The organism is Marinomonas aquiplantarum, assembly GCF_003314975.1.
GTDB lineage: Bacteria > Pseudomonadota > Gammaproteobacteria > Pseudomonadales > Marinomonadaceae > Marinomonas > Marinomonas aquiplantarum.
On record NZ_QNRF01000001.1, the window covers coordinates 686,367 to 712,226 of the forward strand.

Sequence of the window (25,860 nt, forward strand, 5' to 3'; positions counted from 1 at the left end):
TTAGATTAAGCGTTTCTCTATGGCTTCAATCAACGTCATGGCAATGTTTAGATCAAATTGATTGTCTAATTCCCTGACACAAGTTGGGCTGGTGACATTAATTTCCGTTAAATAATCACCGATGACATCTAAGCCAACAAAGAGTAAGCCCTTTTCCTTTAACGAGGGGATCACTTGTTGGCAAATCCAACGATCTCGCTCTGTTAAAGGACGACCTTCCCCGCGACCGCCAGCGGCTAAGTTGCCACGAGTTTCTCCTGACGCTGGAATACGTGCCAGAGCATAAGGAACTGGTTCGCCATCCACAATCAAGATGCGCTTGTCACCTTGCTTGATTTCAGGGATGAATTTTTGTGCCATGATCTGCTCTTGGCCCATGTTAGTGAGCGTCTCAATAATGACGCTAACGTTTGAGTCATCCGGTTTTAGTCGGAAAATAGATGTGCCACCCATGCCATCCAAAGGTTTGAAAATCACATCGCCATGTTCTTTATGAAAGCTTTTTAGCAGATCTGCTCGGCGTGTTACTAAGACTGGTGGGCAGCACTGAGGGAATTGAGTTGCAAACAGCTTTTCGTTGCAATCACGTAGGCTTTTCGGGTCGTTTACTACTAGGCAGCCATCACGTTCTGCTTGTTCAAGAATCATGGTGCTGTAAACAAATTCGCCATCAAACGGTGGATCTTTGCGCATTAAAATAACGTCTAAGTCTCCCAAGGCAATACGTTCTTCTTCGCCAAGATCGTAGAAATGCTCAGGGTCCTTGTGAACGCTTAAAGAGCGAGCCATGGCATACGCTTTGCCATTGTCTAGAAAGAGATCTTTTTGTTCCATGTAAATAAGTTCCCAGCCTTTTTCGGCGGCGGCCCATAACATGGCGAGGGAGGTGTCTTTTTTGTAGTTAATGGATGAAATTGGATCCATTACCATGCCGAGTTTAATGGTCATTGTGGTACTTCCTCAAAACGAGTAGACGGCGATGTTTAGATACAGCCGATTAATATCTATTGATGCTATAGAAATATGGGGGCGCTGAGAAGAAAAAACAGCCCTGTTTTCTCAATAGTTTGAATCAGTGAGATATTCAGTGATGGGGATTAGCTTTCGTAAAGGACATCGATCCTCGTCAACAAAAAGGGCGAATAGAAAATCCGCCCTTTCGATACTTACCAACTCCCTGAGTTTTCATCGGCTTCTAGGAATAACTCACTTTCCTGCGGCGTTTGACTTTCAGTTGATGAGTTGCCTGTTGCGTCAGGGGTATTGTCTGGCAACACATTAGATTCAATGGTTTGTAGGTCCTCTGTCGCACTTTGTTTTTGCTTAGCGTTTGTTTGAGGCGTGACAAACTCGTCTTCAAAACCCAGTAGAGGTGGACGATAAATTCGGAAGGCACGCATTAACTCGCCTTTGGCGTTGAATAAACGGAATTCTGAAAAGAGCTCATCGTAGTCAGCATTGACATAGTCTTGGCGTGCTTGAAAGAGTTCATTTTCACTGTCTAGAACGTCTAGAAGTGTTCGGCGACCAAGGCGAAATTGCTTTTCGTAAGCGACTTGCGATTCTTTGGTGGCAATAACGTATTGACGGATGTGCTCTTTTTGACCTGTGGTGGCTTCAAAGGCCGCCCAAGCGAGTCGAACCGTTAGCTCTGTATCACGTATGGTGTTACGACGGATTTCCGTAGCTTGAATATTTTGCTGTACGGCCGCGTATTTTTTACGCTTATATGAGCCGCCATTATAAAGGTTGTAATTCAATCGAATCATGGCAATCAAGTCTTCACTCGGACCTTCATCACCATCAATATTATTGTTCCACGTTCTTTCTAAGACGAAATTGATATTGGGGTATTTATCCGCTTCAGCAATTTTTTGGATGCTTTCAGTTGCCGCAATATCCCAATATGCACCTTCAATGGCAGGGTTTTTTGCCAAAGCTTGGCTAATGGCACTGTCTAAATCTTCGGGCAATAAGGCGCGATCGGGAACCGGGTAGATAAGGTCTTTTGGCGGCATTTCGCCGACAACTTTATTGTAGTTACTTTCAGCATCACGCAAATTGTTTACGGCGGCCAAATGGTTGGCGTGTGCTTTTGCTAAACGTGCGGTGATTTGGCTGAGATCAGATTGTCGTCCGATACCAGTATCTGTTTTCAATTTGATTTGTTTGTAGATGCGTTGGTGTGTGTCCAAGTTCATTTCAGCCAAATTGACCAATTCACGGAAACGCAAAATGTTGGCATACGCTTGGGCGACTTCAAGGGCGGTATTTTCAACGGATATGAGAGCACTCCAGCGATCGGCTTCCGCCTCGCTGTGTAAACGATCAACTTCATTCTGTGTGGTAAAACCACTAAAAATGGGCTGATTCAGGGATAATGATAGCTCTCGGCGAGTTAAGCCTATATCGTCCGATGAATCGTCATCGCCATAGGTAGTCTCATGGCCAATGCCTGCCGCTAGGTCAACGCTTGGGTAGTAGCCATTACGTCGCGCGAGGTCAGCATTTTCTTTAGATTCGCGGTATTTTGCGATGGCTTGCATGACGGAAGGACTGTTTTCAATCGCGGTGTAAGTGGCTTCTTCTAATGTCAGTGCATAGCTGTTTGCAGGCAGAACAAATGTCCCTATGTAGAGCATGCAAGTTAAAGCAATTCTGTAAAACATATGATCCTGTGTCCTTAAAACTTCACTGATTAAAATCTTAAAGGGATTCTCTTCAAGAATATGTAGCAGTTCTGTTAGCCATTATTAAATTTTACGTTTAGTAGATATCACCCCATAGGGTTTGGATGACACTGAGTGCGACGACAGGCGCGGTTTCTGTGCGCAGAACCCTTGGGCCTAATGTTATCGGATTAAATCCTTGTTTTTCAGAATGTTGCACTTCGTTTTCGGTCAATCCTCCCTCCGGTCCAATGAGCAAAGCAATTTGCTTCTGGCTTGGTAGTTCGAATTGTTTAATGGGCTTGGCACTGTGGTGGTGCAAAGTGAATTTTAACATATCGTTACAATTCTCAACCCATTCGGTTAACTCGATGGGAGGGTAAACGGTTGGCACTAGACCCCGGCCAGATTGTTCTGCAGCGCTGATGGCAACTTGTTGCCAATGAGCAAGGCGTTTTTCCATGCGCTTGTCTTCAAGTTTTACTTCACAGCGCTCGCTTAATAAGGGTTGAATAGCAAAGACGCCTGCTTCAACGGACTTTTGAATGGCGTAGTCCATGCGTTCACCACGAGATAGTGTCTGGCCTATGGTGACCTTTACAGCGGATTCATTGTCTAAGGCTTCAAATGCTCCGATGGCAATGTTTGCGGTGCGCTTTTCTACATCACACAGAGTGGCGTGATATTGACCGCCTTGACCATTAAAGACACGCAAAGGGTGATCAGATTTGAGCCTTAGTACTTTGCATAAATGTTGGAAACTGGTGTCAGGCAAGGTTAGCGTTTGGTTTTCGCTTAGTTCTGCATTGATATAAATTCGTGGGATTCGCATACCTTGTCCTAATGATAAAGAGATAAAAACACAAAAGCCTTCTTGTGGATCAACACAAGAAGGCTTTTTATAGCGGAAATTAACGCAATTATAAACCAGCGGCTTTACGCAATAGCTCGGCTTTGTCGGTTTTTTCCCAAGTGAAGTTGTCACCAGTACGGCCAAAGTGACCATAAGCTGCTGTCGGTAGATAAATTGGGCGTTTTAGGTCCAACATCTTAATCAAACCTGCTGGACGTAAATCAAACAATTCGCGTACCAACTCGACAATTTTCGCGTCGCTGATTTTGCCTGTGCCGAACGTGTTAATGCTAATGGACGTTGGTTCAGCGACACCAATGGCGTAAGACACTTGAATTTCACACTTGTCTGCCAAGCCTGCAGCGACGATGTTTTTTGCCACGTAACGGCCAGCGTAAGCAGCGGAGCGGTCAACTTTGGATGGGTCTTTACCAGAAAAAGCACCGCCGCCATGACGTGCCATGCCGCCATAGGTATCTACGATGATTTTACGACCGGTTAAACCGCAATCTCCAACAGGTCCACCAATGATGAATTGGCCCGTTGGGTTAATGAAGTATTTGGTTTCTTTCGATAGCCACTCTTCTGGTAAAACCGGCTTGATGATTTCTTCCATCACGGCTTCACGAAGGTCTGCTTGTTTAATTGCAGCGCTGTGTTGTGTCGATAAAACCACGGCATCGATAGCGCAAGGTTTGCCATGTTCGTCATAGCGGAAAGTCACTTGGCTTTTCGCGTCAGGACGCAAGAAGTCCAGCGTACCGTTTTTACGAACCTGTGCTTGGCGTTCTACTAGACGATGCGCGTAAGTAATTGGTGCAGGCATTAATACATCGGTTTCGTTGGTGGCAAAGCCAAACATCAAGCCTTGGTCGCCTGCGCCCAGCTCTTTTTCACCCGCTTCATCAACGCCCACGGCTATGTCAGCAGATTGTTTGCCGATGGCGTTCATCACGGCGCACGACTCCCAGTCGAAGCCCATGTCGGAACTGTTGTAGCCAATTTCACGGATCACGCCGCGTGCGATTTCTTCGATGTCGACCCAAGCATTAGTACGGACTTCACCAGCAACCAATACCATGCCGGTTTTTACTAGGGTTTCACAAGCGACTCGCGCTTCTGTGTCTTCCGCCAAAATGGCATCAAGAATGGCATCGGAGACTTGGTCGGCGATTTTATCTGGGTGACCTTCAGAAACGGATTCTGAGGTAAATAATGAATATTCTGACATGTTTAGTGCCTCAATCAAAAAATGAAAAAGCGCTAAAAAGGCATAAAAAAACCCGCTTAGCATGTAGGTCGCTAAACAGGCATCTGTGCTGCTTCTGTTTAGCTGATTTTATATAGCGTCCGCAAGCCGAAACAAATCGACGCTGTAGTGGTGGATGATGGCCGAAAATTGCACAGATGGCAAGATGAAAAACGGATTTATATGAGGCAAGAGGCGGTTTTTTTGTTAGGATGGTGCAGATTTAATAAGAATACTTTTTCTTGGCCCAAAAATGAGGCAAATGTGTAGGGTTGGCATTGCATGCTGGCTTTACCCTATGGAGAATGTTCTTTCTATTGTTCGTTAAGCTACCAGGAGTGGAACCAACATGTCGTCTCGGAAACAACTTGCTAACGCCATACGCGCACTCAGTATGGACGCCGTACAAAAAGCTAACTCAGGTCACCCAGGTGCTCCAATGGGGATGGCTGATATTGCCGAAGTACTATGGAACGATTATTTAAAGCATAACCCTTCAAATGCTAAATGGGTTGACCGTGATCGTTTTGTTTTGTCGAACGGCCATGGTTCTATGTTGATTTATTCTTTATTGCATTTGTCTGGCTACAACTTGCCAATCGAAGAACTAAAGCAATTCCGTCAGTTACACTCTAAAACACCAGGTCACCCAGAATACGGTTATACCGATGGCGTTGAAACCACCACCGGCCCATTGGGTGCTGGTATCAGCAACGCGGTGGGTATGGCCATTGCGGAGAAAACCTTGGCGGCGCAGTTTAACCGCGAAGGTCATGAGGTGGTTGATCACAATACTTACTGTTTCTTGGGTGACGGCTGTTTGATGGAAGGCATCTCTCATGAAGCTTGTTCACTTGCTGGTACTTTAGGCTTGGGTAAATTGGTTGCTTTTTGGGATGACAATGGTATTTCCATTGATGGTCATGTTGAAGGCTGGTTTACAGATGACACACCGAAGCGTTTTGAGTCTTATGGCTGGCATGTTATTGCGGATGTGGATGGACATGATCCAGAAGCTATTAAAGCTGCCATTGATGCGGCAAAAGCGGAAACGGGTAAGCCAACTTTAATTTGTTGCAAAACCGTCATTGGCTTTGGTTCACCTAATAAATCTGGTAGTCATGATTGTCACGGTGCACCACTGGGTGATGCCGAAATTGCTGCCGCTCGTGAGTTCTTAGGTTGGCCACATGCACCATTTGAAATTCCTGCGGATGTTTACGCGGGTTGGGATGCAAAACAAGCTGGCGCGGCTCGTGAAACAGAATGGCAGGAAAAGTTTGCAGCTTACCAAGCAGCTTATCCAGAATTGGCGGCGGAATTTGAGCGTCGTGTGATCAAAGGTGATTTGCCAGCGGACTTCGAAGAGAAAGCGCAGGCTTTCATTCAAGAGTGCCAAGATAAAGGCGAAAGCATTGCCAGTCGTAAAGCGTCACAAAATGCCATTGGTGCGTTTGGTGCCATCTTACCTGAATTGTTAGGTGGTTCAGCTGACCTTGCCGGTTCTAACTTGACACTGTGGTCTGGTTCTAAAGGTATTCAAGATGATCCTGCTGGTAACTATGTATACTACGGTGTGCGTGAGTTTGGTATGAGCGGCATCATGAATGGTGCTTCTTTGCATGGTGGTTTTATCAACTATGGTGCGACCTTCATGATGTTCATGGAATACGCGCGCAATGCAGTACGTATGTCCGCTTTGATGGGTATTCAGAACGTGTTTGTTTACACCCATGACTCTATTGGTCAAGGGGAAGATGGTCCGACTCACCAACCCGTTGAGCAACTTGCTAACTTGCGTATGACACCCAATATGTCAGTTTGGCGTCCATGTGATGCAGCAGAAACTGCGATTGCTTGGAAAGCGGCAATCGAGCGTCGTGATGGTCCAACGTCTTTGGTATTCTCTCGTCAAGGTTTGCCAGCGCAAGCGCGTGATGCAGCAACCCTAGCAAATGTCGCCAAAGGTGGTTATGTGCTGCAAGATTGCACTGGTACGCCAGAGCTTATTTTGATCGCGACGGGTTCTGAAGTAGGTTTAGCTATGTCTTCGGCAGAAGCATTAACGGCGAAGGGTAAGAAAGTGCGTGTTGTTTCAATGCCTTCTACTAGTACGTTTGATGCGCAAGATGCGGCTTATAAAGAGTCGGTATTGCCTGCGGCCGTTACTAAGCGTGTTGCCATTGAAGCGGCGCATGTGGATTACTGGTACAAGTACGTTGGTTTCGAAGGTGCAATGGTCGGTATGTCGACCTTTGGTGAATCAGCACCAGGTGGTGATTTGCTTAAGCACTTTGGTTTCACCGTTGAGAATGTGGTTGCGACGGCAGAAAAAATTCTAACGGCGTAATTCTGATCGACTCTGAAAAGAGACGCGCGTTCGCGTCTCTTTTTTCTTTCCTTTTGCGATGAAGTAGGACTATGTTGCGAGTCGCTATTAATGGCTATGGTCGAATAGGGCGTTCAGTGTTACGAGCCTTATACGAAAACAATTTCCGCGACCACATTCAAGTGGTGGCAATTAATGAATTGTCTGATGTTGAGACAATGAGTTATCTCACTCGTTATGACACGACGCATGGTCGTTTTCCTCAGTCTGTTGCGACACATGGCAATACATTGCAAATTGGTGATGACACCATTCAGTGTTTTTCAAGTGCGCACCCAGAGGGTGTTGATTGGCAATCGTTGGCGCTCGATCTTGTTTTAGAGTGCTCTGGTAGTTTCAGTGATCGCGACGGCGCTCAGGCGTATTTGGACGCTGGTGTACCGAGATTACTTCTGTCACAACCAGCGGGCTCTGATGTGGACAGTACCTTGGTGTACGGCTTCAATCATCATGAGCTAACGGCGCGACATCAGATTGTCTCGGCAGCTTCTTGTACCACCAATTGTCTTATCCCTGTATTAGAGACGATTCAGCAGTTTGCCGGTGTGGTGCATGGAACAAGTCAAACGATTCACTCTGCGATGAATGACCAACCGGTTATCGATGGCTATCACACTAAAGATCTGCGTTTAACCCGTGCCGCATTAAGCTCTATTATTCCCGTGGACACGGGGTTAGCGCGAGGCATTACTCGTTTGATGCCAGAGCTAGATGGCAAAATGGGTTGTAATGCGGTACGTGTTCCAACCTTGAATGTATCTTTAATTGATCTGGTGTTACGAACCGAGCAGCCTGTTACCGTGGCACAAGTCAATGGGCAACTTGAGAGCGCTGCGAATGGTAAATATGCTGGGTTGATGGGCTTTACGCAAGAGGCGCATGCGTCAGTGGATTTTAATCATGATCCACGTTCAGTGATTATTGATGGCACTCAAACACAAGTCATTGATGGTCACATGGTAAAAATATTATGTTGGTTTGATAACGAATGGGGCTACGCCAATCGAATGTTGGATGTGGCTAAGTATTGGGCGAGGGTTATGCATTAAGGCATGACTTAGCAAGAAAACTATTGAGGGCATTCCTATGACAGTAATTAAGATGAAAGACTTGGATCTGGCGAACAAGCGCGTATTGATCCGTGAAGACCTTAATGTGCCAGTGAAAAATGGCAAGGTTACCAGTGATGCTCGAATTCGTGCTGCTTTGCCGACCATTAAGTTGGCGTTAGAGGCTGGTGCTAAAGTAATGGTAATGTCGCATCTTGGCCGTCCGACAGAAGGTCAGTACGAGGAAGAATTCTCTATGTTGCCAGTGGCTCAGCATTTGTCGACTATGCTGGGGCAAGACGTACCTTTGGTTAAGGATTGGCTAGACGGTGTTGATGTGGCCGCAGGACAGTTAGTCTTAGTAGAGAATGTACGCTTTAATCCTGGTGAAAAGAAAGACGATGAGGCTTTGGCGAAGAAAATGGCCGCCTTGTGTGATGTTTTTGTGATGGATGCGTTTGGTACGGCACATCGTGCTCAAGCTTCTACTCATGGTGTGGCGAAGTTTGCGCCAGTGGCTTGCGCAGGTCCTTTGTTGGCCGCTGAACTGGAAGCGTTAGAAAAGGCCTTAGCGACACCAGCTCGCCCAATGGCGGCGATTGTGGGTGGGTCAAAAGTATCCACTAAGCTAACGGTGCTTGAGTCTCTTTCTGACAAGGTTGACCAGTTAATCGTTGGTGGTGGTATCGCCAATACTTTCTTGGCGGCGGCTGGCTTCCCGGTTGGTAAATCACTTTACGAAGAAGACTTGATTCCACAAGCCAAAGCTCTGATGGCAAAAACCAGCATCCCATTACCAGAAGATGTTGTTGTGGCGACCGAGTTTGCAGCGGATGCCAAGGCGACGATCAAAGACGCTAAAGACGTTGCAGCAGATGACATGATTTTGGACATTGGTCCTAAAGCCGCGGCCGCTTTTTCTGCTTTGTTGGAAGAATCGCAAACTATCATTTGGAATGGCCCAGTTGGCGTGTTTGAATTTGACCAATTTGGCGAAGGCACGAAAGCCTTGTCTATGTCGATTGCCAACAGTGCTGGATTCTCTATTGCTGGTGGCGGTGATACGTTAGCGGCAGTGGACAAGTATGACATTGCTGAACAAGTGTCTTATATTTCAACTGGTGGTGGCGCTTTTCTTGAATTTGTTGAAGGAAAAGTGTTACCAGCGGTTGCTATGTTAGAATCACGCGCGCAAAATTAATACTATTAAGAACAGCATAAGACTGTTTTACATAATAAAGGCTAAAAGCCTAAGTCACTGGCCCAGTGAGGCCAGTGACAAATACGAGAGAGTGACCTATTCGACAGTATGTTGAATATGACAATAACGATAAGGCGTAAGCCACATCTCATCTGTTGTAGATAGAAGAGGTGATAACAAAACTGAGTGCACGGGAAACGCTGCACTGTCTGTAATAATAGAATATTAGACAAATTGTCAGAGGAAACCTTTTATGCCTTTAATCAGTATGCGTCAGTTACTGGACCATGCCGCAGAACACAGCTACGGCTTACCTGCTTTCAATGTGAACAACATGGAACAGGTGAAAGCCATCATGGAAGCAGCGGATGAAGTGAATTCGCCGGTGATCATGCAAGCGTCTGCCGGAGCTCGTAAATACGCAGGCTCTCATTTTCTACGCCATTTAATCGCAGCGGCGATTGAAGACTTCCCACACATTCCTGTGGTGATGCACCAGGATCATGGTACATCTCCTGCCATTTGTCAGCGTTCTATTCAGCTAGGTTTCTCCTCAGTCATGATGGATGGTTCTCTTATGGCTGATGGAAAAACCCCAGCAAGCTATGAATACAATGTGGATGTGACTCGCCGTACGGTGGAGTTTGCTCACGCTTGTGGCGTGTCTGTCGAAGGTGAACTTGGCGTGCTTGGTTCTCTTGAAACGGGGCAGGCAGGCGAAGAAGACGGTGTTGGCGCGGAAGGCATCTTGTCGCATGATCAGATGCTGACCGATCCTCAAGAAGCCGTAGACTTTGTGAATGCTACCGGCATTGATGCCTTGGCTGTTGCCATCGGTACTAGCCATGGTGCTTACAAGTTTACTCGTCCACCAACGGGCGACATTTTGGATATTGAGCGCATTGCGACCATTGTTGAGCGTCTGCCGAATACTCATATTGTGTTGCACGGTTCTTCGTCTGTGCCACAAGATTGGTTAGCCATCATTAATGAATTTGGCGGTGAAATCCCAGAAACTTATGGTGTGCCAGTAGAAGAGATTGTGAAAGCCATTCGTTATGGTGTGCGTAAGGTGAACATTGACACTGATTTGCGCTTGGCCGCAACCGGTGCGATTCGTCGTAGTTTGGCAGAGCACAAAGGCAATTTTGACCCTCGTAAATACTTAACAGAAAGTATTAAGGCGATGAAAGCCGTCTGTATTGATCGCTATGAAGCGTTTGGTTGTGCTGGCCAGGCGTCACGCATTAAAACCATTGACCTAGAAGAAATGGCGGTTCGTTATGAACATGGTGAGTACAATAACGGCCGTAATTTTTAAGGTTTACGTTGCTAAGGTCTGAATAGGGTTAAGCGAGCATAAGGTGACTAATCGACTTTTTTTCACTTTTTTAATGAAAACTAGTAAAAAAGAGTTGACCACCAAAATGATTTGCCTATAATGCTCGCCATTCCTTGCGGGAGTGGTGGAATTGGTAGACACGCTGGATTTAGGTTCCAGTGCTTCACGGCGTGAGAGTTCGAGTCTCTCCTTCCGCACCATATTTTAAAAAGCTGACTTTATGTCGGCTTTTTTTATGCCTAAAATTTGCCTCTCTTTTTGTTTTCGCTGTTCTTGGCCTTGGCCTTAGCATTTATTTACACGTTCAAGTGTATTTGTTGTTTCCCATTCGCTGAAAGTTAGATATTTTGGGATAATAATAGGGAATAATTCGATTAGGCTGGAAAATGCGACGATTGCTGCTCATCTTATGCTTGAATCTTGCTTGTGTTAGCGGGCCGCTATTGGCTGCAAGTTTCGCTGAAGAGGTGATGACAGAGCAGGCTTTTTATCAGCTGCTGCCACAACAAAGCCCTTTGTCTGAACAATTTACGACCCTAGTCAACTCTCCACCAAATCCACTTCGTATATCACAGCAAGCTCCTATTCGTGTTGTTTTTCTCTTATTTGGGGAGGTAGCGGATTGGCAAAATCAATTAATGTTAAATGCTTTTAAAAAGCGCATGCGTGAGTTAGGCATAGTGTATCGTTTAGATACTTATGTTGATCGATCGGGTTATGGCACTGATTTTATTGCGCATTTGCCTGTGATTGAAATGGAATCAGACTATATTATTGCCACCAAATTTAATGTTAGTCTTCGTCGGCTGTTTGAGCGATTTTTGATCCAAGGGCAGGGCAAACTTGTTTTATTCGATTTTGCCTCGCCAATCGTGCACTGGGTACCACGCCCACCCCTAATCTATGTCGGGTTTAATCAATTCAAGACGGTACAGATGTTGGCCAGTTATCTGGATCGGCAATTACCACCTTCGGCACGTATTTCCGCCTTGGTATTACCGGAAAGTTATTTGGGACAAATACGCTGTGATGGTTTCCTAGATGAAATGAGTCGCTATGGACGTGAAGTTGAGAGCATTTATGTTGTGGAAGATAATGTCCAGCAAGCGATCAAACGTACAAAAACCTTATTATCGAACCAGGAAACAGATTTTATTTTTAGCTGTTCGCAGAACATTGCGGTAGGTGTGCTACAGGTGTTGAATGAAAATGCAGCCTATAACCGCATTCAAACGAATGTTTGGGGTGCCTTTAATGCGCAACTGGCGGTACTAAAAGATCATCATATCAAAGCGAACATCTTGTTTTATTGGGACGATTTATCGATCGCGGTAGCGGAAGCCATTAAGTTGGATTTAGAAGGGCGAAATCTCCCTAATCTATATGTGGCAAGATCGCCATTACTAACGGAAGACATTGATCCAGAGAGTTTAGGGTTGATGTTGCAACAGGCCTATCATTATTCGGTGCAAAAATGGCAGTAAGCATTAGTTTGAAGGATCGACTTAAGCAGGCCTTGCTGTTTATGACAGCAGCATTAATGGCGTTAATGGTTATCGGTGCGCTGTATTTCACCAGTACTTATGATCGCTCTTCAGCCGAACAAACACTGCGTCTAAAGCACAAAATTGTTGAACAAACTTTGGCCTCTTACTTGGTTCGTGCCGAGTCGGAAATGCGTTTTATCGTACAAGATCTGGCGATGAGGGATTATGACATAGGCCAAGCGTTGGATCTTCTGTTTAGTCATCATGATATTTTATTTACCGGAGGCTTGGATTTCTTCTATATAGATTGGAAAGATGATTTTCATGCGATGGACCCAAGAGCGCGTTTGTTCACTCAGGCTGATTTTCAGCCATTGTTGGCAGAAGGCCAAATTAGTCGATGGGTTTCCGTGGTGACGGAAGATGACGCTACTTTGCTGATGTATAAGAAAAAAATTCTTTCTTCTGAGATGGAAGGTTTGGGGTTCTTATACGGTTTTATTTCGCTGAATGATAATTTAACCTTGGGCAATGAGTTGTTATCAAGTGCTCAGGTGATGGCGGTACGTTTGTTTGATGAGTCGAATAATCGTTTATTGTTAGAAGAAGCCTCATCTGACACGAATGCTTCATCTGTTCCAATGCTGTCTTATGCTTTTCAGTTGGACTCAGCAGTACAAGGTGCATTCCGACTCGAAATAGAGCAAGCAGAAAATCTATTGAGTGATTCCTTACGTGTTGCATTGCCTTTGCTGTTGTTTGTTGCGTTGAGTTTGTTGGCTTTTTATTGGCTGCTTAATATTTACATCAAAAAACTGCTCTTTGTGCCTCTTGAAAAAACGATTTATCGGCGTGAAAGCACGCAACCGTTATTTGATGAGCTGCAACCGATTCAAGAGCAAAGCAATCATTATAGAGCGGCCATCAAGGCGAAGGATGATCAGTTCAGTTTATTATCTGAGTCGGTTCACAGTGCCATCATTTTTAGTAACGAAGTAGCAGAGTTACAGGTGCTGAACACGGAAGCCAAAGAGATATTTCCTGAGGCAGAACGCTCACGTACTCTATTCGATTTTTTACCCATATCTTGCCATCAAATTATTCAAGAAACCTTAAAAGGTGCCGTTGGTCGCAGTTTTGAATTAACCATTGATCGATTGGGGCGAATTTATCAATGGAAAGCGTTTTCTTACCATAATGAGTTTGGTTATCGCGGGATTTTATTGGTTGGCCGCAATGTGACTTTGGAAACTAGCTTGAAGTGGCAGCTTGACCAATTACAGCCTCTGTCGAGCGCCATTGAGAAAAAAGTTGATGCTCAAACGCTGCAACAAGAGCTGGAGTATCTAACCCAGTTACCTAGTACAATACAAACACAGCAATTCCAAGGTTGGTTGAGTTTAACACTTTCGGTTTTGGAGGATATTGGGCGTCCTGATGAGATGGCGCATGGTGTCATTTTGGGGGATGTGCTGATTGCGGAAAGTGCTAAGGTGATGACTGCAATGGGAGTGGAGGCAAATCGTGCGTTATTGGATATTGCCCTACCTGTGTCGCTCAAAACCATCGAGGTGGATAACAAAGTAACGGCCTTGTTGCGATTGCTCTTTATGATGGTGATGTCGAATGATATGGCTGAGCGACGTCTATCGATTCAGATGAAGGGCAATGAATTAGAGTTCGTGGCGATGCATGATATGGCCACAAGGGAGCTCTTTATTTGGATGGTTAAAACGTTAGCAAGTCACCTAGGTGCGCAATATAAGATTTTACGCAACAATGCTTTGCAATTTAATTTGCCTGTAGTGGAGTCAGAGCAAGATCATACCGCCATCAGTTTGTCAGAAGAGCCAGCAACAGCTGATAAGCTGGTGGCTTGGATCGCGAATGATTACCCAAATAGTGCGTTAATTCACGCCGCGCTTGTTCGTTTGGGTTGTAAAGTGAAGGATTTTGTTTCGGCGGACAGTTTTTTTACTCAGTCTACGACTATGGTGAAGTTTGATGTCATTTTAATCGGTTGTGATCAGGACCTTGAAGGTCAGCACAAGATGACCAAGGCTTTGCAGGTAAAACACGATCGAACTGAGTTACCAATTGTCTGGGTGAACAGCACCCCTTTACAAACACTGGATGAGCAAGTCTTTCATTTATTTGGCTGTCCTTTCGATTACAGTCTGCATCAGGTGGTGGTTCAGGCTCTGCAACGTGATGGTATTATGCCGCTTTATCACCCTGAACGAGGCTCATCATGGATTATGGTGGGTGGCAGTCGAGTCACAAAAGCCATTTGGTATAGTGAATTAGAAAAACAGCAGATAACGACACAGTGGTTGTCGGACTTATCCGGTTTTGACTTGGTTCTGCCGTATCATTCTGATGCAGTTATTGTGTTTTTGGAGCCGCAGCCTAAAACACAGTTGGCCCAGTTACATAATCGATTTCCTGAAGCTCGTTTATTTGCGATTCAGGATTGGCCGGACAAACCGGATACGGTGCCGTTGTACAACGTATCATCGCCACATTCCGGCGATAAAATTAAACAATTTGTGCGCCACGTCGTACGTTAAGAAACGCATTGGGAGTAAGTATGAGTGTTATTGGATTGATCGGTGCCATGGATGAGGAAGTGGCTGTCATCAAAGCTTGGATGACGGATGTAACGGAACAAACGATCGCTGGTTGTGATTTTTTTATCGGACAGTTTGAAGGTAAAGAAGTCGTGTTACTGAAGTCGGGTATCGGAAAGGTGAATGCCGCCTTGTCGACAACCTTGCTACTGTCTCAATTTAAGCCAGATTATGTCATCAACATTGGTTCGGCTGGTGGTTATGATCCAGAATTGCAGGTGGGTGATGTGGTGATTTCGGATCGAGTGATACACCATGATGTTGATGTCACCGCCTTTGGTTATGTGATGGGACAAGTGCCTAGTATGCCAGAAGCTTATCAAGCCGATTCGGCTTTGGTTGAAAGTGCTCAACAGGCCGTTGCTTTGGCGACAGATGTTCGTGCTAAGGTAGGACTAATTGGCACCGGTGACAGTTTTATGAGTGATCCTGTGCGCGTGGCATCGGTGCGTGAGACGTTCCCTGCGTTGGTAGCAGTAGAAATGGAAGCGGCAGCGGTGGCGCAAGTTTGCTTTAAATTTAATACACCATTTGTGGTAGTCAGAGCCTTGTCTGATATCGCCGGCAAAGAATCGCCCAAGAGTTTTGAAGAGTATTTGAAAATTGCGGCCGAGAATTCTTCTTTGATGATTCAACAGATGCTGAGAGCTTAAGCTGTCAATGCCGTGTCAATTTCAGCGCTGTCTACTGACGGGTTTGCTTCTTGTGTTGTCCAGCTTTGGTTACGCTGATGAGATAGCAGAGCCTTCAGCTGAGGAGCAAGACCTTGCTTGGTGGCAAAGTACCCACACGAGCATTTCTCGTACTATTGGGCGTTGGTCAAACAGTACAGATGCGTTTTTATCCGGTAAAGACAGTGATGGGCAGTCGGATAGTTTTGTCCGGATGCGCTTTGGTCCTATTTTTGAGGAAGACGATTCGTCGGGCTTCTTCGACTTCAGTGCCCGGATGAAGTTGCCGAATACTGAAAAGCGTTTACGGTTCGTTATTGAATCGAATGGTGACTCGATCACTCCAGAGAATGAGCGTGGCGAATCATCACAGCAAAGTTCTGTGGTTGAGTCGGCTTTAAAAACCAGTTTTTCGGCGGCGGTGAATTTTGTAAGAGAGGATTTAGGCGCGGATTTTGATGCGGGGGTATTGGTGGATTTTCCATTAGACCCTTTTATGCGCCTACGCTTTAATCAAGGTCATGATCATGGTGGTTGGAGCTGGTATCAGAAACAAGAAGCCTTTGCGTATTACTCTAAAGGTGTAGGGGCCCGATATGGTGTGGGCATTTCTGTTTATCCGCAAGATAGATTTCATTACGGGACAGATTTTAGTGTCGTTTGGCTGGATCAGGAGGGTGAATTCTATGGACGTGAAAACCTGTTTGCCTATCATGCCATTGATGACAAAAATAGTATGAGTTATCAACTAAGCTTCTTACAGTCTGGTGAACACAGTCTCGAGTCGGATAGCTTCTTGTATAATATACAATACGAAAGGCGACTTTATCGGGACTGGTTGAGTGGTCAGTTAAAACCACAATTTACTCATGAAGCTGACGACGACTATCAGGGTAAATTTTCATTTACTATGGCCCTGGTCATTCTTCTTGGTCCACAGTATTTAAATTAAAGACGCATTAAGCGGATGCTTTAGATTTTTAATTCGTTCTGTTCAGCATTAGATTTGTAGCGCAGGAACTCGTATAATGCCGCGCTTTTATTCGTCAATGCTACCTGAAATAATCATCGCCATCATAGAGAACATGTCATGAGACCGGATCAGATCCAACCTGAGAAATATCAACAACAGTTAGCTGAGAAGCAAACTGGGCTAAATCAACTAATGGCGGATCTAGACTTACCGGAAATGGAAGTCTTTGACAGTGAGCCTAGCCATTATCGTATGCGGGCAGAGTTCCGTATTTGGCATGATGGTGATGATTTATTTTATGCCATGTTTGATTCAGCGGATCCAAGGACGCCGATTCGTACAGATCAATTCTTAGCCGCGTCCGCTCTGATTAACAAATTGATGCCGGCCTTGTTAGATGCGATTCGTGATGTCACTGTGTTGCGTCATAAATTGTTTCAGGTGGACTTCTTAACTACAACGACTGGCGAAGCTCTGATCAGTCTCTTGTACCATAAGCCAATTGATGACGAATGGAATGCGGCAGCCCGAGAATTGAACAAGGCGTTTCTGGCCTGTCATTTTATTGGTCGCAGTCGTAAGCGTAAGCAAGTGCTTACTCGTGATTTTGTGATGGAAACTTTAACCGTGAAAGGGCAAAAGTTCCATTATCAACAAGTGGAAAACAGTTTCACACAGCCTAATGCGGGCATTAATGAAAAAATGCTCGCTTGGGCACTAGACGTCACTCAAGGTGAGAGTGGTGATTTACTCGAAATGTACTGTGGTAATGGCAACTTTTCTATTCCTCTGGCGCGTCAGTTTGAACGTGTCGTGGCCACGGAAATCTCCAAAGTATCAGTGAACTCGGCGCAATTGAACATTGCCATGAATGGTATGCAAAATGTGCAAGTGGTGAAAATGGCCAGTGAAGATGTGGCGGCCGCATTGAATGGTGAAACGGACTTACCAAAGAGCTTACTGCAAGCCGGTATGGAAACGCTTTCGCCGTCTGTGGTGCTGGTGGATCCTCCGCGAGCTGGTTTGGATGAAGCAACCATTGAGTTGATTCGAAAAGTCGATGCGATTCTTTATATTTCTTGTAACCCTGAAACGCTGAAAGCGAATCTAGAGTCGTTGGCCAGTACGCATCAAGTGGTTCGATACGCTATGTTTGATCAGTTCCCTTATACTCATCATGTAGAAACTGGCGTTTATTTACAAAGAAAGCCTGTCTAAGCCAAGACGAGATAGGATGGCAATTTCAATGCCATCCTATTATTCATGAGTTTTGTTCTTATCATAATGAATCACATTCTAGTATTCTGAATACGACATAGAGCGTTCTGTGTTAACATATTGCCGTAAATTTCCCCCCACCCTAAAAACAGAGAAGTCGAACGAGCCATGAGCAATACTTCATTAGACAAAGCAAAAATCAAAATTTTGTTATTGGAAGGCGTCCATCAATCTGCATTGGATGCATTGCAAGACGCAGGCTATACCAACATTGAATACCATAAAACAGCCTTGGCTGAAGATGAGTTGATCGAAAAAATTGCCGATGCTCATTTTATTGGTATTCGTTCTCGTACTCAGTTAACTGAAAAAGTGCTGTCTCACGCAAATAAGTTAGCGGCGATTGGTTGTTTTTGTATTGGTACCAATCAGGTCAATTTAGACGCGGCAAGTGAAAAAGGGATTGTGGTCTTTAATGCCCCTTATTCTAATACTCGAAGTGTGGCTGAATTAGTGCTTGGTCAATTGATTCTTTTGTTGCGAGGCATTCCAGCAAAGAATGCGGCTTGTCACCGTGGTGGTTGGATTAAATCTGCAGTGGGTTCTTATGAAACACGCGGTAAGCGTTTGGGTATTATCGGTTACGGTAGTATTGGTACTCAATTAAGCGTGTTGGCAGAGTCTCTAGGCATGGAAGTGTGTTTTTATGACATTGTAACTAAATTGCCATTAGGTAACGCACGCCAAATTAAGAGTTTGAAAGAGTTGTTGTCAACCAGCGACATCATCAGTTTGCATGTTCCAGAAACTGCTTCTACTAAGTTGATGATTGGTGAAAAAGAAGTGTCTTACATGAAAAAAGGCTCTATCTTCATTAATGCATCACGAGGCACGGTCGCGGATCTTGACGCGGTGGCTGAAGCCATTAAAGCAGGCGACTTGTCTGGTGCTGCAGTAGATGTTTTCCCAGTTGAGCCAAAAGGTAATGACGAAGAGTTCGTATCGCCACTACGCGGTCTAGATAACGTGATCCTAACACCACACATTGGTGGTAGTACCATGGAAGCACAAGAAAATATTGGTGTTGAAGTGGCTGAGAAATTGGTTAAGTTCTCTGATGTGGGTACGACCATTGCCGCCGTGAATTTCCCTGAAGTGGCCTTGCCTGCACAAGCAGACAATCATCGTATTCTTCATATCCATGAAAACCGTCCAGGTGTGCTATCACGTATCAATGCCATTTTCTCTGAACATGGTATTAACATCACTGGCCAGTATTTGCGTACAACGGAAAAGCTCGGTTACATGGTTATGGATGTGGATGCCGAAACTGGTGAGCTAGCGTTGGAAAAAGTTAAAGAAGTAGACGGTACTATCAAGGCTCGAGTGTTGTTTTAAATGCTTTGATTTTCTCGCTTGAATAAAAAAATCCAGCCTCGGCTGGATTTTTTTATGGGTAAGACTGGGTTATCGAATGCCAAGTGTGGTGGTGATGTCCTGAATTTTCTGTTTAATGTTGTCTGTTACACGAGACATAAAGGCTTCTGACTCATTGGCTTGTTCACGTATCTGAACAACAGCTTCATTGAGTCGGTTCATGCCGGTTTTTTGTTCCGCGGCATAACCTGATGCTTTTTTAGCAAGGTGAGTTGATTGTTGTGATTTGTCTAATACATCCTGAGCGGATTGTCCTAGGGCTTGGGTAAGACTGATTTGCTCGTGAGATGCGTGCTCAATCAGCTCAATGTTCTTTTTTAGCTTACCGGTGGCTGAGTTCAAGGAAGCAAAGATATCCGTAATTTCTTCCAAAGACTGCTGAGTACGGCTTGAAAGTGTTCTGACTTCCGAGGCGACTACCGCAAAGCCACGACCATGTTCTCCAGCGCGTGCGGCTTCAATGGCGGCATTTAAAGCCAGTAAGTTTGTTTGTTCCGAAATATCCTTGATTCCGCCGACAATAGAGGAAGCGCTTGAGACTGAGTTTTCTAGATTGTTCAATGCGTTACGGCTGCTGTCGAGACGTTCAACCGTGGTTTGATTCGCTTGGGCTAATGCGGCTGCCTGATCGACACTGTGTGTCATAGCCGTGTTGGTGTCGGTGGCGTAACTTGCTACTTCTTGAGCACGAACTTCCGCTTTGTTGGCAAGAACTTCTACTTGGCTAGACAAGTCTAGGGTGTTATCCAATTTTTGTTTTGAGTCCATGCCCAGCTTATGTACTTGGCCGAATGCGTTAAGCATCTCATTTAGAGATACTGAAATATTATTCAATTCGGTATCTCTTTGCTGGCGCTGTACGCTGACTTGTTCCAGATATCGGTTTAAGTAGTGGGCGACATCCGATAGTTCATTTTTGGTTTTGCCCACTTTCAATGTTTGGACGTTTTGATGTTCGACCAACTCTTTTACAGCGTTATAAAGGTCTTTGGCGCTTTTAACGACCACTTTATTTTGGAAAATATGCACGACAATGGTGGTGATGACCATGAGTAGCACAAATAATGAAAACGCCATGAGTGTCTGTTGTTGTGTGTCTTCAGCACTTTGCTGAATATTAGTTGTTCCCGCTTTTAATGTTTCTTCTAATTGCTCAATTAGCCCTCGAATTTTTGTTTGCGCTGCTGTGGCTTGTTGAATCCCAGAAAGACTTGAGCTCACGTCTTTAAGGTAGCGGTGTGACCAAGTATGTAACTCACTTTTTGCTTCTTCCAACGGATCGACTATGTCGTCGCTTTCGTCGGTATCCCAGCCCATCAAAGCTGAAAGGTCATCTTCAGTATCAGTATCTTGATCACCTTCTAACGATAGAATAGGCAATTCAGAAAATGCTTTGATATTAGCTTGGAAGCGAATCAGTGCTTCTTTTAAGCGTTGAAGGTTATCTTCGGTCGTTTTCGCTAGGTATTCATTTTTGGCACCATTCACATGAGCAAGGTCGGCATACAAGTAAGCCTGACTAGCAAGGTAAGGTGCAGCATCTGCTAAGCTATTGCTTTCAAGGTAAAGGTTGATTTTATCGGCTAAGGCATCAAGTGAGAGTAAAATTTGACGTTCATTGTTTTCAATTAAAGCAAATGGACTGCCGGACAGTTTCCCCGCCGCTCTGACATCGGATTCTAGGCTTTGCTGAATTTCTGCGAGAGGAGCTTGAATCGGATCTTTAATGTCATCTGGTAAGGTTTCTAATGTTGGATAAATTTTGGTCTGTATAAATTCTTGCGCAGATTGTAAGGTCGAAGCTTCACCAGACGAAAGGTAGCTTTCAATCTGTTGTTTTAAATCAATGGCGGAATATTCCCATACTTGAGTGTATGAATCACTTTTTTCAAAGGCACCACGGAATTGCATTAAGCTCCATAACAATAAGGCGATGAGCATAGCCGCAATGATTAGATAGCTCATGGTTGTCGTGCGAGTGACGTGGGATATTTTCAATTCAAGACCTGCCATTAACAAATTATTACGATTGCAGGCTACCTTAATATCATCTCATGACAGAATTGTTACAGCTGTAGGGAGCAATTAAGATTTGAACTCGACATGAATTTATAGACTATTAACGACAGAATCCTGATTATGCGCGACATCTGTGACATTTATATTGCTATTAGATAATAAAGTGGGCGGTCACTTTATCGTCATGATTATCCGTTAAATTTGATGGATTATTAAACGACTGTTTAATAAATGTTGAATTTCTGTGTTATTTCCGTTTTGATTAGGTGACAACAATTAACGAAAAAGGAGCTCGAACATGACACTTTCACGTCGTCAGTTTGTCAAAGGTGCCTCGGTTGCGGGTGCTGTTGCAGCGACACCATTCTCAATAAACCGTGCTATTGCCGCCAATAAAGAACTGCGCATTTATGCATGGGCGGGTTACATTACCGATGAAATGTTGGCGGACTTTAAAGCCAAAACAGGTATTAATGCCACCTTTACACCTTACGGTACGAACGATGAGTTAATGAACTCATTGCGTGCAACAGATGGCACAGGCTTTGACATCATCATGCCGACAGTCGATCGTGTTCCGGGTTACGTTGATTACGACCTAATTCAGCCTCTTGATGTAAAACGCATCAACTGGAGCGGCTGTCTTGATAGTGCCTTAGAAGGTTCTGATGTCGGCGGTATTGTAAAAGGGAAGCGTTACTTCGCACCTTCTGATTGGGGTACGGAAGCGATTGCTTATAATACAGAATATGCCAAGGTAGACCCTAAGAACCTAAGTTATGGGGATCTTTGGACGCCTGAGAATGCTGGTGGCGTAACAGTTCGTGGTCACTCTGCATTAGTTGGTATTGGTTTATGGTTAGAAAAAGCGGGTAAGCTGCCTTATCCTTTGCTTGACTCGTACAAAAACGAACAGGCAATGCGTGCTAACTTTGATGTTATTTTGAAAGTAGCGGTAGAGAATAAGTCTGCTATTGCTCAATTCTGGTCAACTGAAAATGAGGCGCAAGGTGCATTCCGTGCAAATGGTGCCGTGATCGGCCAAACTTGGGACAGCACAGCCTTCAAATTAAAAGCAGAAGGTGAGCCTGTCGCATACGGCGCACCAAAAGAAGGTGCCTTGGCGTGGATGGAAGGTTTTGTGATTCCTAAAAATGCCAATAATGTGGATTCAGTTTATGAATTCATCAACTGGTACTACACACCAGAAGCGGGCGCAATGTTTGTTAAAGCGACTGGTTACAACTCAACGGCTAAAGGTGCAGACGCTTTGCTGCCGGCTGAAACGAAACAATTCTTCCAAGATTCTTACACACAACAGGATCTTGCTAACCTATGGTGGTGGCCTATCCAAGAACCTTGGTATGTGGCACTTCGTAACGAATATCAAGATCGTTACTTATCAGCGTAAAACGTTTGTTAAAGCCCCTCGGGAGATGTTTCCGAGGGGCTTTTTTTACATTAATTTTTAGTATTTGAGAGAATCAATGGATAGTAGTGTTCATTTAGACAATGTTGTCATGCAATTTGGTGATTTTACGGCCATTCAAAAGTCTGATTTAAAAATTGAGTCAGGTGAGTTTTTCAGTTTTTTAGGCCCTTCCGGTTGTGGTAAAACCACTATTCTGAACATGATCAGCGGCTTTCTAGATCCGACAGAAGGTTGTGTCAAAATTGGTGGGCAAGATATGGCAGGGGTGCCTGCAAATAAACGTCCAACATCGATGATTTTTCAAAACCTCGCGCTTTTCCCGCTGATGACAGTCGCGGAAAATATTGAGTTTGGCCTAGAAGTCCGCGGAGTTTCGAAAAGTGAGCGTAAGAAAGCCTCCGATCGTTTATTGGAGTTGGTCGCGCTAGAAGGAAGTGGTCATAAGAAAGTATCCGAACTATCTGGTGGCCAAAAACAACGGATTGCTATAGCTCGAGCGTTGGCCGTTGAACCGCAAGTGTTGTTGCTGGACGAACCGCTTTCCGCTTTAGACTTAAAGCTGCGCCAGCACATGCGTACAGAATTAAAAGAGATTCAGCGTAAAACTGGCATTACCTTCATCTATATAACACATGACCAAGGTGAAGCTCTGACCATGTCGGATAGAGTGGCCGTGATGTCCGCCGGTCGTATCCAGCAAGTGGCTGACCCTATTACCTTATACCGTGACCCTAAAACGGCTTTTGTCGCGTCTTTTGTCGGTGAGAATAATGCGATTCAAGGCAAAGTAGAGCGTATTGATAGTGGTATTGCAGAGATTCATTGTGGCGAACTTGGCGTCTTAAAAGGCCGAGTACAGTCTTCTGTAGCGGTTGGTGAAGAAGCGACCTTGTTTATTCGTCCAGAGCATTTTCGCTTACAAGCTGAAGAGGGCATGTTGAGCATTGCCGTTGAAATAGAAGAAGTGAACTTTGAAGGGGCATACCTAACACTAAGTACTTCTACCGCTGCCGCTTCAAAACAAAACCTAACGATTCAACTGGGTGCGCACCAATACAATGATGATTTAGCGAAGGGGAAGGCTTTATCACTTTCTTATAACGTGAGCGATGCCATTGTGATTGGAGGTGATAGTAATGCTTAACCAGCTAAAGGCTCGCTTTGGCAGTGGGTTAGCCATTGGCATTGTGGGTATGATTGCCATTTGGCTGATTGCTTTGGTCATTATGCCGCAACTTCTGATGGTGGATTACTCTTTTCGTCCTAATCTGTTGCCAGCGGACATTGGTGGGCCAAAAGACACCTATTCCTTGGTTAACTATGAAACCTTGTTTAGTAACCAGATCCATTTAAAAATCTTTTTTAAGACGATTTGGTCTAGCGTTCTGGTAACGGCATTGACTCTTATTGTGAGTTATCCGATTGCGTTTTATTTGGCAAAAGTGGCAACGCCTCAAAAGGCCGCTTTATGTCTATTACTACTGATTATTCCTTTTTGGATTAATGAAATCCTTCGAACTTTCTCTTGGTACATTATTTTAGCGTACAAAGGGCCCTTAAATGCGGCGCTATTAGGCTTAGGTCTGATTGATCGCCCGATCCGATTTTTGTCGGGGGATGGCGGTGTATTAATCGGAATGGTTTATGCCTATATCTTATTTATGATCTTTCCTATTTATAATGCCATTGAGAGTTTGGACACCAACCAAATTAAAGCCGCTCGTAACCTTGGTGCAGGTTGGATTCGAACCCATTGGCGAGTCATCATTCCACATGCTAAACCAGGTATCGCGACTGGATGTATTATGACCTTCATGTTGGCGGCCGGTAGTTATGCTGTACCTGCTCTGTTAGGTTCTCCAGGAAGTCGTTGGTTTACCCAGATTATTTACAACTGGTTCTTCGAAGGTGGTAATTGGAACCAAGGTGCTGCGTATGCCTTCTTGTTGTTGGTTATCTGTATTGGCTTTATTGCCTTGGTAATGCGTGTGTTTAAAGTGGGCCTAGGAGACATTGCACGATGAGTTCAGAAAGCATTATGCGATTTGGTGTTCGCTTTTATATCGGGGTATTTTTCTTATACCTATTTACACCGCTTATTATCATGGGCTTGGCTACTTTTAACGACAGTCGCTTCCCTACGGTTTCTCCTTGGCGTGGTGCAACGCTTAAGTGGTTTGATGCTTTGGCGCAAGATGGTGCCATGTGGCAGGCTCTATGGACCAGTATCATTGTCGCGGCAGGTGTGTTGGTGGTGGCCGTACCAATTGGTATTTGTTGTGCTTTGTTTCTGTCGACTGTGCAGGGTAAAGGCAAAACCTTCATTTACTCGCTTATGATGTCGCCATTGTTGACGCCCGGTGTCATTGTCGGTATCTCGACTTTAATTTTCTGGAAAGGCCTGTCAGTAAGTGGTGGTGTATTTTTGACCGTGGTGGCTCAAACAACCTTTATTTCCGCTTACGTGATGTTAATGGTCTTGGCGAGATTGCAACGTTTCGATCGCACCTTAGAAAATGCAGCGTTAAGTTTAGGGGCAACACAATGGCAAGCGTTTCGACGCATTTTGTTACCTTACCTAAAACCCGCCATAATTTCGGCGGCAGCGATTGCGTTTTTACAATCGTTTGAAAACTATAATACGACGCTGTTTGTAAAAGGCTATGACACGACGTTAACGGTTTATATCGCATCCAAAGTTCGAACGGGTCTGACACCTGCGGTGAATGCCCTAGGTTTGGTAATGATTACCGTCACGATTTTGCTTGCCGTGGTGTACGAATGGAAGCGCCGCAAAGAAGCCGCGAATGAAACAGGGTCTTAATGGTTAGCTAAACACGCTTAAGATCTATATTAAAAAGGCCTGTTATCTTTTGATAACAGGCCTTTTTGTATGCGGATTGAACAGTTCTGATTAACTTCTAACCTAAATATTAAAAACTTAACCAAAACATCAAAAAAACGAAAAAAATGGTTGCACTAAATCTGTAGATCCTTAATATACGCCCTCGCTGACACGGGGTGCACTTCAAAGCATCGAAGCAACACCAAAACAAGTCAGCACGCTCTTTAAAATAGATAATCAGATAATTTGTGTGGGCGCTCGCTGGGGCTTCAAAAAAGAAATTGAAGTCTTACGAGAGTCTAACACGTCAATTCGCTTTATTAAGTAATTGTTAGTGTTTCGAGATTTGAGTGAGCAAACTTTTTAACTGAAGAGTTTGATCATGGCTCAGATTGA

At 44.6% G+C, this 25,860-nt stretch carries 19 protein-coding genes, 1 tRNA gene and 1 riboswitch; of the genes, 15 read left to right on the forward strand and 5 right to left on the reverse strand.

Annotated features, from left to right (window positions below; all coding sequences use genetic code 11):
• The 4 genes from gshB to metK all read right to left on the reverse strand — a co-directional run bounded on the left by gshB (position 1) and on the right by metK (position 4,753).
• Complete coding sequence (gshB, locus tag DFP76_RS03235) at positions 1–948, reverse strand: glutathione synthase (RefSeq protein WP_113873224.1); 948 nt, start codon at positions 946–948, stop codon at positions 1–3.
• 218 nt (positions 949–1,166) lie between these two features.
• Positions 1,167–2,669 carry a TolC family outer membrane protein gene (locus DFP76_RS03240; protein ID WP_113873225.1) on the reverse strand — a complete coding sequence of 501 codons (1,503 nt, stop codon included), beginning with the start codon at positions 2,667–2,669 and terminating at the stop codon, positions 1,167–1,169.
• Positions 2,670–2,766: 97 nt separating this feature from the next.
• Positions 2,767–3,501: a 16S rRNA (uracil(1498)-N(3))-methyltransferase gene (locus tag DFP76_RS03245; protein ID WP_113873226.1), complete on the reverse strand. Its 735-nt coding sequence runs from the start codon at positions 3,499–3,501 to the stop codon at positions 2,767–2,769.
• 88 nt (positions 3,502–3,589) lie between these two features.
• Entirely contained in the window at positions 3,590–4,753 is a 1,164-nt protein-coding gene (gene metK, locus DFP76_RS03250) for a methionine adenosyltransferase (RefSeq protein WP_113873265.1), read from the reverse strand.
• A gap of 77 nt (positions 4,754–4,830) precedes the next feature.
• Positions 4,831–4,906, reverse strand: a riboswitch (SAM riboswitch).
• 214 nt (positions 4,907–5,120) lie between these two features.
• On the opposite strand from metK, the gene tkt reads away from it, so the two are divergent.
• From tkt to serA, 11 genes are all read left to right on the forward strand, one after another.
• Entirely contained in the window at positions 5,121–7,121 is a 2,001-nt protein-coding gene (tkt, locus tag DFP76_RS03255; RefSeq protein WP_113873227.1) for a transketolase, read from the forward strand.
• 71 nt (positions 7,122–7,192) lie between these two features.
• Complete coding sequence (locus tag DFP76_RS03260) at positions 7,193–8,209, forward strand: type I glyceraldehyde-3-phosphate dehydrogenase (RefSeq protein WP_113873228.1); 1,017 nt, start codon at positions 7,193–7,195, stop codon at positions 8,207–8,209.
• A gap of 37 nt (positions 8,210–8,246) precedes the next feature.
• Positions 8,247–9,410: a phosphoglycerate kinase gene (locus DFP76_RS03265; RefSeq protein ID WP_113873229.1), complete on the forward strand. Its 1,164-nt coding sequence runs from the start codon at positions 8,247–8,249 to the stop codon at positions 9,408–9,410.
• Between the two features lie 253 nt (positions 9,411–9,663).
• On the forward strand, positions 9,664–10,731 hold the full coding sequence (gene fba / locus DFP76_RS03270; protein WP_113873230.1) for a class II fructose-bisphosphate aldolase: 1,068 nt from the start codon (positions 9,664–9,666) through the stop codon (positions 10,729–10,731).
• 136 nt (positions 10,732–10,867) lie between these two features.
• Positions 10,868–10,952: transfer RNA gene (locus DFP76_RS03275), tRNA-Leu, on the forward strand.
• Positions 10,953–11,138: 186 nt separating this feature from the next.
• Positions 11,139–12,236, forward strand: coding sequence for a substrate-binding domain-containing protein (locus DFP76_RS03280; protein WP_113873231.1), 1,098 nt, complete (start codon positions 11,139–11,141; stop codon positions 12,234–12,236).
• Positions 12,227–14,809: a hypothetical protein gene (locus tag DFP76_RS03285; protein ID WP_113873232.1), complete on the forward strand. Its 2,583-nt coding sequence runs from the start codon at positions 12,227–12,229 to the stop codon at positions 14,807–14,809. The genes DFP76_RS03280 and DFP76_RS03285 overlap by 10 nt, the downstream gene beginning before the upstream one ends.
• Positions 14,810–14,829: 20 nt before the next feature.
• Positions 14,830–15,522 carry a 5'-methylthioadenosine/S-adenosylhomocysteine nucleosidase gene (gene mtnN / locus DFP76_RS03290; protein WP_113873233.1) on the forward strand — a complete coding sequence of 231 codons (693 nt, stop codon included), beginning with the start codon at positions 14,830–14,832 and terminating at the stop codon, positions 15,520–15,522.
• Positions 15,523–15,529: 7 nt separating this feature from the next.
• Entirely contained in the window at positions 15,530–16,492 is a 963-nt protein-coding gene (locus DFP76_RS03295; RefSeq protein WP_113873234.1) for a hypothetical protein, read from the forward strand.
• Between the two features lie 138 nt (positions 16,493–16,630).
• Positions 16,631–17,731, forward strand: a complete 1,101-nt coding sequence (gene trmA, locus DFP76_RS03300) for a tRNA (uridine(54)-C5)-methyltransferase TrmA (protein ID WP_113873235.1) — start codon at positions 16,631–16,633, stop codon at positions 17,729–17,731.
• Between the two features lie 168 nt (positions 17,732–17,899).
• Positions 17,900–19,129: a phosphoglycerate dehydrogenase gene (gene serA, locus DFP76_RS03305; protein WP_113873236.1), complete on the forward strand. Its 1,230-nt coding sequence runs from the start codon at positions 17,900–17,902 to the stop codon at positions 19,127–19,129.
• Between the two features lie 69 nt (positions 19,130–19,198).
• Here serA and DFP76_RS03310 read toward each other — a convergent pair whose 3' ends face one another.
• Positions 19,199–21,166 (reverse strand): methyl-accepting chemotaxis protein, encoded by a 1,968-nt coding sequence (locus DFP76_RS03310; protein WP_245931857.1) that lies wholly within the window; start codon positions 21,164–21,166, stop codon positions 19,199–19,201.
• A gap of 319 nt (positions 21,167–21,485) precedes the next feature.
• Between DFP76_RS03310 and DFP76_RS03315 the strand changes: the two genes are divergently transcribed.
• The 4 genes from DFP76_RS03315 (at position 21,486) to DFP76_RS03330 (ending at position 25,443) form a co-directional block, all read left to right on the forward strand.
• On the forward strand, positions 21,486–22,598 hold the full coding sequence (locus DFP76_RS03315) for an extracellular solute-binding protein (RefSeq protein ID WP_113873237.1): 1,113 nt from the start codon (positions 21,486–21,488) through the stop codon (positions 22,596–22,598).
• A 76-nt stretch (positions 22,599–22,674) separates the two neighbouring features.
• Complete coding sequence (locus DFP76_RS03320; protein ID WP_113873238.1) at positions 22,675–23,763, forward strand: ABC transporter ATP-binding protein; 1,089 nt, start codon at positions 22,675–22,677, stop codon at positions 23,761–23,763.
• Entirely contained in the window at positions 23,756–24,643 is an 888-nt protein-coding gene (locus tag DFP76_RS03325; protein ID WP_113873239.1) for an ABC transporter permease, read from the forward strand. Before DFP76_RS03320 ends, DFP76_RS03325 begins: the two co-directional genes overlap by 8 nt.
• The gene (locus DFP76_RS03330; protein WP_113873240.1) at positions 24,640–25,443 is read left to right on the forward strand and encodes an ABC transporter permease; all 804 of its coding nucleotides are present in this window, start codon (positions 24,640–24,642) and stop codon (positions 25,441–25,443) included. The genes DFP76_RS03325 and DFP76_RS03330 overlap by 4 nt, the downstream gene beginning before the upstream one ends.
• Positions 25,444–25,860: the final 417 nt, after the last annotated feature.

What these genes read in the sequence shown, in the direction of transcription:
- DFP76_RS03240 (WP_113873225.1), bottom strand. Translation starts at nt 2,669, where the DNA reads ATGTTTTACAGAATTGCTTTAACTTGCATGCTCTACATAGGGACATTT.
- DFP76_RS03260 (WP_113873228.1), top strand. Translation starts at nt 7,193, where the DNA reads ATGTTGCGAGTCGCTATTAATGGCTATGGTCGAATAGGGCGTTCAGTG.
- DFP76_RS03315 (WP_113873237.1), top strand. Translation starts at nt 21,486, where the DNA reads ATGACACTTTCACGTCGTCAGTTTGTCAAAGGTGCCTCGGTTGCGGGT.
- tkt (WP_113873227.1), top strand. Translation starts at nt 5,121, where the DNA reads ATGTCGTCTCGGAAACAACTTGCTAACGCCATACGCGCACTCAGTATG.
- DFP76_RS03280 (WP_113873231.1), top strand. Translation starts at nt 11,139, where the DNA reads ATGCGACGATTGCTGCTCATCTTATGCTTGAATCTTGCTTGTGTTAGC.
- serA (WP_113873236.1), top strand. Translation starts at nt 17,900, where the DNA reads ATGAGCAATACTTCATTAGACAAAGCAAAAATCAAAATTTTGTTATTG.
- DFP76_RS03285 (WP_113873232.1), top strand. Translation starts at nt 12,227, where the DNA reads ATGGCAGTAAGCATTAGTTTGAAGGATCGACTTAAGCAGGCCTTGCTG.
- mtnN (WP_113873233.1), top strand. Translation starts at nt 14,830, where the DNA reads ATGAGTGTTATTGGATTGATCGGTGCCATGGATGAGGAAGTGGCTGTC.
- DFP76_RS03325 (WP_113873239.1), top strand. Translation starts at nt 23,756, where the DNA reads ATGCTTAACCAGCTAAAGGCTCGCTTTGGCAGTGGGTTAGCCATTGGC.
- DFP76_RS03330 (WP_113873240.1), top strand. Translation starts at nt 24,640, where the DNA reads ATGAGTTCAGAAAGCATTATGCGATTTGGTGTTCGCTTTTATATCGGG.
- fba (WP_113873230.1), top strand. Translation starts at nt 9,664, where the DNA reads ATGCCTTTAATCAGTATGCGTCAGTTACTGGACCATGCCGCAGAACAC.
- trmA (WP_113873235.1), top strand. Translation starts at nt 16,631, where the DNA reads ATGAGACCGGATCAGATCCAACCTGAGAAATATCAACAACAGTTAGCT.
- DFP76_RS03245 (WP_113873226.1), bottom strand. Translation starts at nt 3,501, where the DNA reads ATGCGAATCCCACGAATTTATATCAATGCAGAACTAAGCGAAAACCAA.
- DFP76_RS03265 (WP_113873229.1), top strand. Translation starts at nt 8,247, where the DNA reads ATGACAGTAATTAAGATGAAAGACTTGGATCTGGCGAACAAGCGCGTA.
- DFP76_RS03295 (WP_113873234.1), top strand. Translation starts at nt 15,530, where the DNA reads ATGCCGTGTCAATTTCAGCGCTGTCTACTGACGGGTTTGCTTCTTGTG.
- DFP76_RS03320 (WP_113873238.1), top strand. Translation starts at nt 22,675, where the DNA reads ATGGATAGTAGTGTTCATTTAGACAATGTTGTCATGCAATTTGGTGAT.
- metK (WP_113873265.1), bottom strand. Translation starts at nt 4,753, where the DNA reads ATGTCAGAATATTCATTATTTACCTCAGAATCCGTTTCTGAAGGTCAC.
- gshB (WP_113873224.1), bottom strand. Translation starts at nt 948, where the DNA reads ATGACCATTAAACTCGGCATGGTAATGGATCCAATTTCATCCATTAAC.